Raw genomic sequence first — 14,542 nt, forward strand, 5'->3', positions numbered from 1 at the left:
CAAGATTGCCTCTATACCCGAGCTGCTTCGAATGCCCGCCACACTTCTTCGAAGCGCTCGATCGTAAAGCCCGGCTCCCGCGCCGGCTGGAGAATGACCTTCTCGCTGGCCTGCAGTTTTGCAATTGCGCCCGATAGAAGCGAAATGACCTCATTGGGTATGACAACTGCTCCGTGCCGGTCGGCGTGGATGAGATCTCCGGGAAGAACCCTCAAACCGAATACGCTGACCGGGCCGTCGAGGTCGAGCACATGCACGAAACCATGACTGGGTCCAACGGAGCCTGCGATAACTTGGAAACCGGGAGCCAGATCGCCGAGATCGCGCATTACTCCATTGGTCAACACGCCGCCAACGCCAAGGGCGGAGTGGATGGTCGTGTTCACCTCGCCCCAGAAGGCTCCGATGCAATGCGGGTCATCGGCATCTTCGATGACAGCGACCGTCGGTTTGGCGCCGGATGCCATATAGCGATAGTAGTCCATACGACGCTTCTTGATTACGTCAGGTGCTTCGGTGGGCGGGGCCACGGCCGAGATTCTCGCAGTGCGGGCGAATCCGACCACCGGGGCAAGATTTGGGTCAGCAACCTGCACAGTTTTTCGGGTAAAGCCCTGGAAGCCGCGCTTCCGTTGAGCAACCTCGATGGCGTTGCAGACCGTCGGCGTGTCAACGCTCTTGAGGAGCGACAGAAGCTCGGCTTCAAGTGTTGTGTGCGACATCAAAGTCTCCTTCATTTCGGGGTGTCAGCAAGCCAACGCTCAAGGGCTCGATTGACTGCATGCGGCGCTTCCAAGGTCGATATGTGTCCGACGCCAGCGAGCGTCACCAATTGGCTACGCGGGTTGTGGGAAGCGATGAGCTCGTGCCGAGCCGGCGGACACATGGCGTCCTCCTCACCGCATAAAACGAGGACGGAGCCGCCATAGTCGGCAAGTGCGCTTTCATTGTTGGCACGATCTCGCAGCGCTATGGACTGGTTCTCGAAAACGTCGGGACCAAGTTCGACAGCCATGTCGATCAGGACCTGGCGAAGGCGCCCGTCGCCAGCATTTCCCCCAGCGAGGTAATGCGGCAGTAGTTCTTCGATAAAAAGACGTCGAAGCTCGCCTTTTTGGGCGCGTTCAATTTGCCGGTTTCGTATTTCTGCTCGTCCATCGGCGTCTGCAAGAGGCGTAGTATCTAGCAACGCAGCCCCAATGACGCGCAGCGGAGCCTGTCGCATGATTTCCATTGCGACGATGCCGCCCATCGACAGGCCGCAAAGCGCAAACCGATCAAACGGGATTTCTTCCAGCAAGGCAGCCGCGATACTACGAATGGATCGGTGCCTGGTGATATCGCCGACGAAGATGTCGGCAATATCGTCAAGATGTGTGACCTGCGGCTCGAACAGACGCCGGTCGCACATCATGCCTGGCAAAAGGACCAGAGCCTTGCGCATACTAGACCCTTGTCGGGCCGGCTGCGTCGTCCGTGTCTCGCACGCGGAAGAGTGCGGCCTCCCCGGTCATGCTCGGCGCGAGCGAGTGTTCAAGTCCGGGCGGGACTGCGCACGTGTCCCCCGGCGCGAGAATCTTCTCACCGCCCGACCATGTCAGCCGCCAGTGTCCCTTATGGACGAGAAGGACTTCATGACGGTCGACGCTATAGGGCTGCGCAGAAATCGAGTTGCGTCCCAGAAACTCAACTTCAAAGCCGGTACGATCCCGGATAAGAGCCTCCGCTTCCGTCCCGATGACCCTGGCAGGAGAACGTGATGCCAGTGCCATCATGTCATTGTAGCGCCCGACGAACGCTGGGACGACCTCGCGGACCGGGGTTTCCGGAAACGCCTTCAGTTGCTCTTCCGTCAGGAGTGGCATGGGCCCCACCCCTTCTGGCAACGCCTGGCCCTTCTTGGTGTCGTAAAGCTTGCCGGTTTCGGCAAGAATCAAGCCATGGTCTCTTGCGTCCTCGATCACCTGGGGTGCCCAGATCACCCCCCCGCCAGCGTCATCACCGCCCAAGATTGCCATGATGATCCCGTAATCCGTACCGATATTCTCAAATCCACGGAAGATGCCTGTCGGAATGTCGAAGATGTCGCCCTCTTCCAGGATCACCTCACCAGCGGTTCCGTGGCGGCCCCAAAAGAAGCGCCACCGTCCCTTGTGAACGTAGAACACTTCCGCCGTACGGTGGGAATGCAGCGAGTTTCTGCATTTCGGCGGCTGACCCGCGGCCCCGATGTTAAAGCCTGGCGTGTCCTTGATATGAACATGCTGATCAGCACTTTCCGAGACGCCGCCACCGATGATGGTGAAATTCTCCTTTTGGTTCGAGCCCGGCGTGTGGGCATCGATGAAGGCGGTCTTGCAGGGCTTCAAGTCGCCGTAACGGACGATACGCTCTTCCATTTGCTCAGGTGTCATTTCCCTCATCCCGTCTTGAGAACAATCTGCTTCCAGATCGCCGTTTCATCGAAAAGCACGTATTCCCGTCGCAAGCCCCAGGGTCCGAATTCGGCGTGGCTCATGCCCATGACATGGACGTCGGCGCCGGTCGGTGCGCCGAACGCACCCCACCCCTCATGCTTGCCCGTCAACGACCAGCGAAGGGCAGCGCGCGGTGAAAATTCCGGATCATCACGGCCGATCTGATGGTGGATCTCGAATCTGGCATTCGGGAACGCCGCTCTCAGGCCCATCCAGAACTGATCGGCGTCGCCATGGCTGTGACCGGTTACGCCGCCGGGAAGTTCAAGCTGAACAGCACGGTCGTACTCGGTGGCGATCGCGGCCATGTCCGCACCCATGATACGGCTGGTGATGTCGGCGTAACGCTGCCCGACGGGGTGAGCGTTGCCGCGCCCCTTGTAGTCGCCAGCTACATCGATAGCCGGTGTGAAGGGCTTCACACAATTCTCCGGACCACCTTCGCGTTCGATAAGATCGGCCGCGAAGGCTTTGGGATCCCATCCCATCTGGCGAACGATCGCTCCCTGGTCTCGGATCAGCCACTCATCGTAAATCTGGTTGTTGCGCGCTGCGCAGTCGGCGATGATCCGGTACTTGAGGCGCTTGCCCGTCGCTTCACCATACATACCGGAACGTGTGTGTGTTGCGGTCGAAAGAAGTCGATGGGAGGACAGAAACCCGTTCTCGTCGTCACCGCACCAGATGACGTCTTCGGCGAGCAGTGCCCGGTCCGGGAACTCGGCAAGCGTCGCCATCGTCGCGGAAATCACATTCTTGTTCCCAAGGACGATGGATGCCGGCGAGCGCACCGGCATGTCCGCCGCATAATATTGGTGCAGCGTGGCAATGCCTCGGTCTTCCCAAATTTCCTTCGTGATCCCGATGATGAAATCGGGCAGATCCTTGAACTTCGGGTCAAATCCTTTGAGTGTCATATTCCACCTCTTTTCATGTCTGAGTTCATCCCGCGGTCCAGCCGCCGTCGACGAGAAGCGAAGCGCCAGTGATCATCGCCGCCGCATCGCTCGCCAGAAAGACGACAGCTCCCATGACATCCTCAAGCTCCGCGATCCGCCCAAGCTTGATCTTCGACGCGATCCAATCGGACTTTCCTGCATCGCTGAACGTCTTTTCGGTGAGCGGCGTCCGGATGAAGGTCGGGCATATCGTGTTGACGCGAATGCCGTGGGGACCGAGCTCGATTGCCGCGGACTTGGTCATGCCCTCGATCGCATGCTTGGTTGCGGCATAGACCGAGCGATCCACTCCACCGACGTGGCCCATCTGTGATGATATCGAGAGGATGACGCCCCCCTTGCCGCGCGCCACCATCCCGCGCGCAACAGCCTGCGAAACGAAGTACGCCCCGCGCAAGTTGACATCGACCACAGCATCGAAGTCCCCGACCGACGTTTCAATCATCGGTGCATGCCGGGCGATCCCGGCATTGTTCACGAGGATGTCGATCTCTCCGAGCCCTTCAACGACTTTACCAACGCCCCCGGGATCGCTCACATCCATGAGGACGGGTTCGGCGCTGCCGCCGTCGGCCCTGATGGCAAACACGCTTTCTTCAAGCTGCCTCGCCTCGCGCGCCGCCAAAACGACATGCGCTCCGGCCTGCGCCAAGGCTGCGGCGCAAGCAAAGCCGATGCCGCGCGACGCACCCGTTACGAGTGCCCGGCGCCCTTCCAAACGGAAGGACGGGGTCTGTGGGCAGGTGCTCACTCCGCCGCCTCCGCGTAAGGGACGTTTTTCCCGCCATAGCGTCGAACCCGCACGTTCGCCTGTTCCGCATGGCCGACAAATCCTTCGAGCATGCACAGGCGCGAGCAATAGCTGCCGATCAGCGCGGACGCCTCGTCGGTCAGCACCTTCTGATAGCTGTGCGTCTTGAGGAACTTTCCGACCCAAAGGCCACCCGTGTAGCGACCGGCTTTTTTCGTCGGAAGCGTGTGGTTCGTACCAATGACCTTGTCGCCATAGGCGACGTTGGTTCTCGGTCCGAGAAACAAGGCTCCGTAGCTTGTCATGTGCTCCAAGAACCACTCGTCGCGATCGGTCATCACCTGGACGTGTTCGGACGCGTAGAAGTCGGCCTGTTGCAGCATTTCTTCATAGCTGTCGCAGACGATGACCTCTCCATAGTCCTCCCAGGATTTGCGCGCGGTCGGTCCGGTCGGAAGCATCCCGAGAAGCCGTTCGATCTCGGCCATCGTCTCGCGCGCCAATTGTTCCGAGTTGGTCAAGAGAACAGCCGGTGAGTTGATACCGTGCTCCGCCTGACCGAGCAGGTCGGTGGCGCAGATTTCCGCATCCACCGTTTCGTCGGCGATGACCATCGTTTCGGTCGGGCCGGCAAAGAGGTCGATCCCCACCCGTCCATAAAGCTGGCGTTTCGCTTCGGCGACAAACGCGTTGCCCGGCCCAACAAGCATGTCGACCGGTGCGATCGTCTCGGTCCCGAGCGCCATCGCACCGACGGCCTGGATGCCGCCGAGGCAAAGAATCTCGTCCGCTCCGCCCATATGCATGGCGGCGACAATTGCCGGGTGCGGCGCCCCACCCTGAGGCGGCGCGGAGGCGACGATCCGCTTAACGCCAGCGACCTTGGCCGTCACGACGCTCATATGCGCAGAAGCGACCATCGGATACTTGCCGCCCGGAACGTAGCAGCCGACCGAATTCACCGGAATGTTCCGGTGACCGAGGATCACCCCGGGAAGTGTTTCAACTTCAACATCCCGCAACGACTTCTTCTGATGCTCGGCGAATGTCTTGACCTGTTGCTGCGCGAAGCGGATGTCTTCCAGATCACGGCGACAAACTCTGGACAGTGCCGCCTCGATCTCGCGCTCGCTGAGCCGGAAAGACGCCGGTGAATAGCTGTCGAATTTCTCCGACAGGGCTCGAACTTCCGCATCGCCGCGCGCGGCAATGCCAGACAATATCGCTTCAACGGTCGAGCGGACGCGAGCGTCTTCCTCCGCACGCTCCTCGACACTTTTTGCTGTTTTGAGATAACGGATCAAAATGACCTCCCTTTGCGGGTGACCGGGGGACGGTCAACCCGCATCGTAGTTTCATCGAATTCTTCGGGCGATCGGAGCGCTGCTTCAGGCCGCCTTGTTGCCCGGGCGCGGCGGAACCTTGCGGCCCGCATCGTACTCTTCCCAGCCATGACCATTGAACGGATCGACGCCGAGCTGCTGCATCACATGCGGGAAGTCGACCATCACCCAGTTGTCAACGATCTTGCCATCGACCACCTTCCAGAAGTCCATGTAGCGGATCTCGACACGCTTTCCGGTGGGCGCAATCCCCATGAACTCGCCAGAATGCGTTGCTTCCTGGCGGCCGAAAGCCGCCATCCATTCGCCCTCGGCAAGGCGCGCTTCGTCAATGCAGACCTTGTCGGAGAAGGCAGCCTGGAAGGGCCTCTGCCAGTTGTCCTGGAATTCCTTCAGTCCGTTCTTGAAGCCACAGCCGGCGTTACCGATCCAACGGAAGTTGGCAGCGAAGAACGATCCGATGCCGTCGATCACGTGGTCGTTCAGACCGTCGACCATGCCCTCAACCACGCTGCGCGTCGCTTCGGTCTTGCTCAGGTCGTTGTTGCGGGTGAGCGCCGCCTGTTCTGGACGAGAACCTTTCATGTCTATCTCCCTGGTTAGCCTTTGACCGCCCCTTGAGTGAGGCCGGATACGATTTGCCGCTGGAACACCATGACCAGCAGGAACAACGGGGCGGTGATCGACACCGCGGCCGCCACTGCCTCAATCTGGTCAGTGGTGGTGGTCTCCCGATTGAAATATTGCGCTATCGCCGGAACCATCGTCTGCGATTGCGCGTCGAGCAACAGCGACGTGACGAGGTAGTCGTTGTATGCGAGCAGGAACGAGAACAGCCCCGTCGTGATGACGCCCGGCCACATCACCGGCATGATCACCCGCCAGAACGCCTCGAAGTAAGTGCAGCCATCAACTCTTGCCGCCTCGTCGAGCTCGGCGGGGATGTTCTGAAAGAACGACCGGAGCATCCAGATCGTGAAGGGCTGGTTGATGGAAACGAGAACCATGATGACCGCCAGCGGTTGCCCATAGAGTGTCGGCGGCTGTTCGGAAAACAGGTGAAAGAACCAGGCGACAGGCGGCCAGTTCCAGATCGGCATGAGAATTTCGCGCGAGTTGATGAATGGCGGAAGATAGCCGGTTACAAGCACCGAGTGCGGCAGCGCTCGAAAGATCAGCGCCGCGATAAGCAGCCAGAATGCAAGGTTGCTGTTTGCACGCGCCAACGCGTAGCCCGCGAGCGTTCCGACCGATAGCGAGATCGTCACGACGCCAAATGTCACGATCATCGAGTTGATGAACTGGTGGTAGAACCCGTGTTTGATCCAGACGGCTTGATAGTGCTCAGTCGTAAAGCCGAAGAGTGGCCTTGCGATTGCCCCAACTAGCGGCAGGCCCGTGACTGCAGATTCAAGCGCCGCGATGACGGAGGGAGCGATCCAAAAGAGGACCAGCGCCAAACTCGCTACGTAAAGCGACCAGGTCAATGACAGGCCGACCCACTTGACGCCACGGACTGACATCCCCTGCACCAGCCGCGCCCCGTGATAGCGCGGCAGCCAGATTGCGGCGAACAGCACGAGCGCATAGCCGACGATTGCGAGCAACGATATGCCGCCGCGCCGCTCAAGCGTCACGTCACCGAAGATGACCTGTAAAGGGTTCGTCGCGAAAGCGTCGATAGGAACCCGGAACGACATAACCGCGATCCAGACCAGCGGGAAGGCAGCGACGATCGCCCAACAGGCTACGAACAAGCCAACCGCCAGATTGAGACCAAAACCGGGTCGAAGTGCTCTGGTGTTCATTGTGTTTCCCTCCCTCAGCGCTTCGATCGGTGTTCGCGCCACGTCCGGCGCAGAAGTGGCAGCAGCAGGATGATGATGCCGATCATCGTGAGCATCGACGACGCCGAAGCACGGGAGATCGATCGATTGCCGCTGTTGTCGGGGATCAGATAGTTATAGGTCAGCCACTGGAGCGAGATGCGGTGCGCCTGGCTTGAAAAGCCGATCACCTCGTCGAACGCCCGATATGCATCCATGAGGTGGATGAGCGATACGAACACGATCAGCGGCATCAGGTGAGGCACGATGACGTAGCGTAGCCGCTCGAAGCGCGATGCGCCGTCGACCACGGCCGATTCAAGCGTGTCTCGATCAACAGTCTGCAGACCGGCGTAGAAGATGACGAAGGCGAATGGTGCGACGTGCCAGACGCGATAGAACATCATCAAGAGTTCGATCATCCAACCATGAGCGAAGACTGCTACGTGTTCGCCAGTCAATTTTGCGATCACCGCCGTCAAGATACCGTCGCCTACGAAGAGCCATCGGATCGACAGGGCGCCAATAACGGGCGTGATGATGAAAGGAAGAAGGGACACGAAAATCAGCGGCCCACGTATCGTTCGCATCGTGCTGTTGACCGCAAGTGCGATGGTAAGCCCGAGCCCGATGACGAGCGGCAAAGTCAACAGGGTGAAGGTAAGGGTGAAGCGAAGCGCCTTGTAGAAATCAATGTTCAAAAGGCCAGCAAACCCGTTTCCTCCTTCCGAGAAGGCGCGCAGAACCTCGGCAGGCTGAAGTACTGTCCTGTAGGTTTCGAACCCGACGAACTTCGTTTCCACGATGGGACGGCCTTCCGCGTCGAGCTTCGGAAGATTTTTCACTTCCTGAACGCAGGTCTGCTTCAGGAAGCCCGGCGTGCAAGTCTCTGTCGTAACCTGCTCGAACACCTGTTGCGTGAGTTGAAAGCTCTGTATGGCGACGCTGACGAGTGGCAATGCGATGAAGATGAACATCAACGCCATCGACGGAGCGACAAAGGCGTAGAAGGTGCGCGATCTCATCCCCGGTCCTCCCCTGGGTTCAATGGCTGATATCTGGCTGGTTGCGAGCGGCGGCGAACCGCCGCCCGTATCGCGGCTTCAGTTCACCAAGCCTTTTTCCTTCGCCGCGGTGCGATACTCGCCCTCGATGTCCTTCAGGGTCTCCTCGGCGGTGTCTTTACCCGTCAGGAAGTCGGCGATGTGGTTGCCGAGTGCCGTATGCATGATCCCGAGCGCCGTCGAGGCCGGATAGGATGGTGCTTCGGCTTCAGCTGAAGCAAAAGCGCCTTGCGATAGCCGCCCCGGCTCGAAACCTTTGACGAGCCAGACGGCGGCATCGTTGCTGGACTTGACCATGTCCTCCTTGAGACCTTCCATAGCCAAGCGGAATGCCGCATCGGCTTCCTCGTCGGTAATGTGGCTCGCTATGGTGAGACCATCCCACCAGATGGTGGTTGCCGGCTTGCCGCCGGGTGTCGCCGCCGGAGCTGCGGCCATGGCAATCTTGCCGACCACTTTCGACTCTTTCGGATCGTCCATCGCAGCCGCTCTTGACGCCCAGAGATTGGCCATCGCGATCTTTTCCTGCTGGAACTGCTGTTGCACGGTGGTGGAGTCCGACACGAGGTACTCCGGATCCATGTATTCGGTCAGCGCCTTCATCATCTGGAGGGCCTTCACGCCGGCCTCGTTGTTGATCGACGGCGTGTTGTCTGCGTTAAAGAACTTGCCGCCAAAACCGAGATACATGTTGACGAACTCTTCGCCGAGGTTCCAACCGGTCTTGAAAGTGCCACCAAGCGGATACGGCACGACGCCCGCCTCCTTAATCTTCTTGGCAGCCACGAGCACCTCGTCATAGGTCTTCGGCACTTCGATACCGAGGTCCTTGAAGATGTCTTCCCGGTACATCAGGTGCTGGGCGTTCACCATCATCGCGATTGCGACGGTCTTGCCATCCACCTTGATGAGCTGATTGGCATTGAGATTCTGACCGTATTTAGCGACGAGGTCATCCAACGGACGGATCAAGCCTTCCTGAAGGACAGGTACCAGCGTCTCGTTTGCCACGCCGCCGATCTGGTAAAGCGCCGGCTGGGCAGAAAAGGCGGCGACTTGCTTCTGCGCGAATTCCTGATCGAGTTCAGGCTTGAAGTTGCCGCACTCGGCCATGGTCGACGTCACCGCCTTCCATGCCTCGAAGCCCGCGGTCAAGGATTTCAACGGCACCTTGTTTTCGTAGCTGCAGGCGGCCTGAGCCGAAACAGTGGCAAGCAGCACGAGGCTTGCCGCATAAATCACTTTCCTAGCGAACATGACGGTTCTCCCAGTTGATATTTTGCGTTCCCGAAGTGGTGCCATTTTCGGCACTCTTTTGTGTTTCAAGGCGCGTTCCTGTTTGTCTGTCGAAGAGATGACAGATCTCCGGCCGGATCGAGAAGCCGACCGGGTCGCCAATTTGAGCCCGATAGTCCTTGCCAGCCCGCACCGCGACCAGAGCCGCCCCGGCTCTGACCGTCACCATTGTCGCATCACCCAAAAGTTCGACGCTGTAGATCGGTGCCTGGACTTGTGAGGCTTCGACCGGCGACACTCGAGCGTCTTCCGCTCGAAAACCGAGGGTCACCGGTCCGCTGATGCCTCGGGGTAGTCCTTCGATCCGCACATGCTCGCAAGTGAAGACGCCATCGTTCAACGAACCATCGATAAGGTTCATGGCAGGAGAGCCGATGAAGCCCGCAACAAAGGTGTTCGCCGGACGGTCGTAGATCTCTGTTGGCGTACCGACCTGCTGGAACACGCCGCTCTTCATGACGACAACCCGATCTGCCAGCGTCATTGCCTCGATCTGATCGTGAGTGACGTAGATCGTCGTCACCTGAAGTTCGTGATGCAGATTCTTCAACTGGGCCCTGGTGGATACGCGCAGCTTGGCATCAAGATTCGAAAGCGGTTCATCCATCAGGAAAACGGCCGGCTGCCGCACGATGGCCCGCGCCAGGGCAACGCGCTGGCGCTGACCGCCTGAAAGAGCACTCGGCCGCCGATCGAGCAGATGACCCAGCTCAACCATGTCAGCTGCGCGGCGCACCCGAGCATCGTGCGACTTTGGGTCGACTTTCCTGACCTTCAAAGGGAAACGAATGTTCTCATAAACACTTAGGTTCGGATAAAGACCATAGTTCTGGAAGACCATCGCGATATCGCGCTCGCGTGGCTCCAGATCATTGACGACACGTTCGCCGATCAGGATCTCGCCCGATGTCGGATCCTCCAATCCTGCGATCATCCGCATCGTCGTTGTCTTTCCGCATCCCGACGGCCCAAGGAAGACCATGAACTCCTTGTCGGCAATCTCCAGATTGACGCTATCGACGCCGACAAACGCGCCCCAGCGCTTCGTCACTCCCTTAAGCGTGATGGATGCCATCGTTCGATTTTCCCTGTTTGACGTTCCCTTGAGGCTTCATGCCGAGCCATCTTCGAGTTTGAGATTGACAGTTTTTGAATACGTATGCAATAGCTGACGTCAACAATTTTTGAGGCCGGTCGTTTGAGGAGAGACCCCCATGGAAAGTGTCAACCTTCGCAATAAGCGATTCATCAAAGATGCCATGGAAGCAGTCACTGCTGGTCGCCCGGCAGAGGTCGAAAGACGGCTCTCAGAGGCCTATCATCCAGATGCCGATTGGCGAGGTTCCCACCCACTTAATGAGGTTCGCGGACACGAAGCGATCGCCGCGACGGTGTGGCGGCCACTGCTATCGTCGTTTCCCGATCTCGAAAGAAGGGACACAATTCTGATGGGCGGCTCCTACAACGGAACCGATCTGGTCGGGGCCGTCGGTCACTATCTCGGCACGTTTCGAAACGACTGGCTGACCATTCCGGCAACCGGTCGACCAATTTATCTCAGGTATGGCGAGTTTCACGAAGTCGCCGACGGAAAGATCAAACGAAGCACCGTGCTCTTCGATATCCTTGACGTGATCCGCCAAGCGGGTTTCTGGCCACTCCCTCCCAGTCTGGGAACCGAAGAGCAATGGCCTTGCCCGATAACGGCTGACGGCATTCTGCTAACCGAGCAGGATCCGGACGTGTCAGCAGCCGCACTCAAGCTGACCCTCGATATGCAAGCCTCGCTCGGGCAATATAATGACGAGGCCAATGAAGGACGCGACGGCCTGCTGAACATGCCACAAAAGCAGTTCTGGCACCCGAAAATGATGTGGTACGGGCCCGGCGGCATTGGCACCACACGAGGACTGGAGGGGTTCGTCGACTACCATCAGCTGCCGTTCCGGACCGCTTTCCCGAACCGCCGCGGCGGCAATCACTATGTACGAATTGGCGACGGCAAATATTCGGCAACCGGAGGCTGGCCGAGCGTCTTTGGGAAGCACGTGGGCGGCAACTTCCTGGGCACGGCTCCAACCGGCAGAGAGGTCAATATGCGGGTGATGGACTTCTATCTGGCGGAAGATGGTCTCATTCGAGAAAACTGGGTCCCACTCGACATTATCCATCTCCTGCTGCAGATGGACGTCGACGTGTTCGCCCGAATGCAGTCTTTTTTCCGTCGAGGAAGGTGACCGGCCTACGCCCCTTCGATTATCCGCTCGAGCTTTTCCGCCGACGGCAACCGAGCCGAGGTTCTTACCGACAGAGAAGCCGGAACGATGATGGCGCGGCGCTCGACCTCGCCTTTCTCAATCTGCTCGAAAAGGATCTTCACGGTTTCCTCGATCATGACGTCCGCCGCCTGGCGGACGGTGGTGAGTTTGTAGCCACCCCATCCGGCTTCCGGAACGTCATCGAAGCCAACAACTGACACGTCGTCGGGGATACTGAGGCCTGCTTCATCGCGGATGACGTCCATAACGGCAAATGCCATGTGGTCGTTTGCAACGACAATTGCGTCTGGGCGCTCGTCGCTCTCGAAAAGCCTCCGGGCTGCATGTGCCGCGCCTTCGGACGTATAGTCACCAACCAGGCGACGGAAGGGTAGCAGCCCCCCCCTCTCCATAGCTTGCAGAAAACCAGATTCACGGTCCTGATTGGTCGAAGAGTCCTCGGTGCCCGCGATAAAGGCGATCCGACGGTGCCCTGCCGAAATCAGCAGATCCGTTACCATCCTGGCGCCTCCCACATTGTCCGAGGTGACGCTGCTTGACAGCGACGAGGTCACATACCGATTAAACAGAACGACCGGAATCCCCGTGTCTGCGCACTCGCGCGCAAGACTGGAAGACATATCCGCCGACGCCATGACGATGCCCTCAACTTGATACTGCAGCATCTTCTGGACCATTTGGTCCTGGGTTCCTCGGTCAGTCAAAAACAGAAGCACCTGGTAGCCGCGTTCCTGCACAGCCCTAGACAACTGTTCGAGCACCTGCGGGTAGAAATGATTGTCGAGATAGGCGACGAGAACCGCGATAAGTCGCGATCGACCGCTGATCATGGCGCGCGCGAGCGCATTCGGCCGATAGCCCAGTTGGCGCGCTGCATCGAGAACCCGCTGGCGCGTGCGTTCCGACACGCTTGCGCCCGGCGTAAACGTCCGGCTAACCGCCGACTGCGATACATTCGCCAACCGTGCAACGTCTTCAGACGTTACCGTCTCTCTCGCCATGAACGACTACCCCGTTTCCAACACGGGGTCATATTTCTGCATAGGCATGCAATATGCAAGTCTCGATGGCGGGGCCGCAATTGCGCATTGTCACAATGCGGTTTCGTGGCTCGCTCCGCTGACGGCGGGCTTCGATTTACCTTCGGACTTCAACGCCCCGCTGAGAAGGATGGAGATAAGAATAAGCGGGATACAAACGGCATATGCCGCCCTCATGCCCCACGCTTCTCCAACGAAACCAAGGAGTGGCGGCGCCAGGAAGAACACCACGAACGCCATTTGGCTGACGGCAGCCACGTTGATTGCCGACGGCCTGTCGGTCCTTTGGGCTGCCGCGGACACCGCCATCGGATAGACGGCGCTGCAACCACCACCCATCAAGGCGAAACCAGCCAGGGCGGCGTATTCATGTGGGGTGAGCCAGACCAATGTCAGGCCGATCACAGAAGTGATCAGGAGGACGCGTGCAACCGGCCCTGCTCCGAACCGGTCGATAACGGGGTCGATGGTCACGCGTGTGATCGCCATGAAGAGTGCGAACAACGTCAGTCCGGATCCCCCGATGAACGGAGTTGAACCGAAAACGTCCCGCATGTAGATCGCCGACCAATCGAGTCCCGCGCCCTCGACAAGGAACGCTGCGATGCCAATGATACAGAGCGGCATGAGCGCGAGCGTTGGAAAAGCAACGAAGGGCGCCTTGGCGTCTTCGGTGACGTCGAGGGTTGGCGAATTCACCATGCCCTTCACGGTGACGAATGCCAGAATGCTCACGATCGCGGCAACGATCAGCATATGTGTCCACATCGCGATTCCCGCCTGTCGAATAAGCGACGCTGTGACTGCGGTCACAAAGAAACCGACACTCCAAAAGCCGTGTGATCGGTTCATGATGCTGAAGCCCTTCACCGCCTCGATCCGTCCGATCTCCACGTTCAAAGTCAGCTCAAGGGATCCCGCAAGCAGGCCGGTCAGAAACAGGCATGCGAAGACAAGTTCCGCGCTGGGGAGAATAGGCGTGAGAGCCAGCAGGAAGGCGATACCTGGTATCGCAATGGAAAGCGCCCGCTTGCTGCCAAGGCGCTCGATGATTGGCGCAGCCGTCGAAAGCGACACAAGAGACCCGACCGCCAATCCGATCAGCGTCATACCGAGCTGGGCCTTGTCGACCCCCAGCCTGGTCTGGAGATCCGGGATCCGGGCCATGAAGGCGCCGGTTGATGTGGCGAGCAAAAAGAACGCCAGATAGGGTCTTTGATGCGTTGCAAGCATGTGATGCTGGTCCCTTGTATTGAGTTTGTTGGGGAGTGAGCCGAGCGCCCAGCTTGACCTCGGACGGATCACCAATGACCACGATCGACGCGAAATCTGCGGCGCTATTAAACAGGTTTAGAGAGACCTTTCTTGTTCAGGGAGCTCAGTGGAACTCGCCATCAATGCCGTGGCCAGCTTTATCGTGCGTCATCTTGCGTCAGTTAGGTGAAGTGTGAGAAGGGGACAACAAAGGCGGTTTAAATGACACTCAAACCTCATGGAACCAGGAGGA

General features: G+C 58.9%; 14 protein-coding genes. 1 reads left to right on the forward strand and 13 read right to left on the reverse strand.

The window, feature by feature from the left end; genetic code table 11:
- Positions 1-11 precede the first annotated feature (11 nt).
- From VGO04_RS32525 to VGO04_RS32575, 11 genes are all read right to left on the reverse strand, one after another.
- Positions 12-722 (reverse strand): RraA family protein, encoded by a 711-nt coding sequence (locus tag VGO04_RS32525; RefSeq protein WP_327500113.1) that lies wholly within the window; start codon positions 720-722, stop codon positions 12-14.
- 11 nt (positions 723-733) lie between these two features.
- A complete protein-coding gene (locus VGO04_RS32530) occupies positions 734-1,444 on the reverse strand; it encodes an alpha/beta hydrolase (protein ID WP_327500114.1) in 711 nt (236 codons plus the stop codon).
- 1 nt (position 1,445) lies between these two features.
- Positions 1,446-2,414 carry a cupin domain-containing protein gene (locus VGO04_RS32535; RefSeq protein WP_327500115.1) on the reverse strand — a complete coding sequence of 323 codons (969 nt, stop codon included), beginning with the start codon at positions 2,412-2,414 and terminating at the stop codon, positions 1,446-1,448.
- Positions 2,415-2,419: 5 nt separating this feature from the next.
- A complete protein-coding gene (locus VGO04_RS32540) occupies positions 2,420-3,394 on the reverse strand; it encodes a nuclear transport factor 2 family protein (RefSeq protein ID WP_327500116.1) in 975 nt (324 codons plus the stop codon).
- A gap of 25 nt (positions 3,395-3,419) precedes the next feature.
- The gene (locus VGO04_RS32545; RefSeq protein ID WP_327500117.1) at positions 3,420-4,187 is read right to left on the reverse strand and encodes an SDR family NAD(P)-dependent oxidoreductase; all 768 of its coding nucleotides are present in this window, start codon (positions 4,185-4,187) and stop codon (positions 3,420-3,422) included.
- On the reverse strand, positions 4,184-5,494 hold the full coding sequence (gene hisD / locus VGO04_RS32550; RefSeq protein ID WP_327500187.1) for a histidinol dehydrogenase: 1,311 nt from the start codon (positions 5,492-5,494) through the stop codon (positions 4,184-4,186). Before hisD ends, VGO04_RS32545 begins: the two co-directional genes overlap by 4 nt.
- A gap of 81 nt (positions 5,495-5,575) precedes the next feature.
- Positions 5,576-6,115, reverse strand: coding sequence for an ester cyclase (locus VGO04_RS32555; protein WP_327500118.1), 540 nt, complete (start codon positions 6,113-6,115; stop codon positions 5,576-5,578).
- A gap of 14 nt (positions 6,116-6,129) precedes the next feature.
- A complete protein-coding gene (locus tag VGO04_RS32560) occupies positions 6,130-7,338 on the reverse strand; it encodes a carbohydrate ABC transporter permease (protein ID WP_327500119.1) in 1,209 nt (402 codons plus the stop codon).
- Between the two features lie 14 nt (positions 7,339-7,352).
- Positions 7,353-8,381, reverse strand: a complete 1,029-nt coding sequence (locus tag VGO04_RS32565; protein WP_327500120.1) for a sugar ABC transporter permease — start codon at positions 8,379-8,381, stop codon at positions 7,353-7,355.
- 78 nt (positions 8,382-8,459) lie between these two features.
- Positions 8,460-9,677, reverse strand: coding sequence for an ABC transporter substrate-binding protein (locus VGO04_RS32570; RefSeq protein ID WP_327500121.1), 1,218 nt, complete (start codon positions 9,675-9,677; stop codon positions 8,460-8,462).
- Positions 9,667-10,791, reverse strand: coding sequence for an ABC transporter ATP-binding protein (locus VGO04_RS32575; RefSeq protein ID WP_327500122.1), 1,125 nt, complete (start codon positions 10,789-10,791; stop codon positions 9,667-9,669). The genes VGO04_RS32570 and VGO04_RS32575 overlap by 11 nt, the downstream gene beginning before the upstream one ends.
- A gap of 139 nt (positions 10,792-10,930) precedes the next feature.
- On the opposite strand from VGO04_RS32575, the gene VGO04_RS32580 reads away from it, so the two are divergent.
- On the forward strand, positions 10,931-11,953 hold the full coding sequence (locus VGO04_RS32580; RefSeq protein ID WP_327500123.1) for a nuclear transport factor 2 family protein: 1,023 nt from the start codon (positions 10,931-10,933) through the stop codon (positions 11,951-11,953).
- Positions 11,954-11,958: 5 nt separating this feature from the next.
- Here VGO04_RS32580 and VGO04_RS32585 read toward each other — a convergent pair whose 3' ends face one another.
- Complete coding sequence (locus tag VGO04_RS32585; RefSeq protein ID WP_327500124.1) at positions 11,959-12,996, reverse strand: LacI family DNA-binding transcriptional regulator; 1,038 nt, start codon at positions 12,994-12,996, stop codon at positions 11,959-11,961.
- Between the two features lie 90 nt (positions 12,997-13,086).
- Positions 13,087-14,268, reverse strand: a complete 1,182-nt coding sequence (locus tag VGO04_RS32590) for an MFS transporter (protein ID WP_327500125.1) — start codon at positions 14,266-14,268, stop codon at positions 13,087-13,089.
- Positions 14,269-14,542: the final 274 nt, after the last annotated feature.

The organism is Ensifer sp. (assembly GCF_035999185.1).
Classification (GTDB): Bacteria; Pseudomonadota; Alphaproteobacteria; order Rhizobiales; family Rhizobiaceae; genus Ensifer.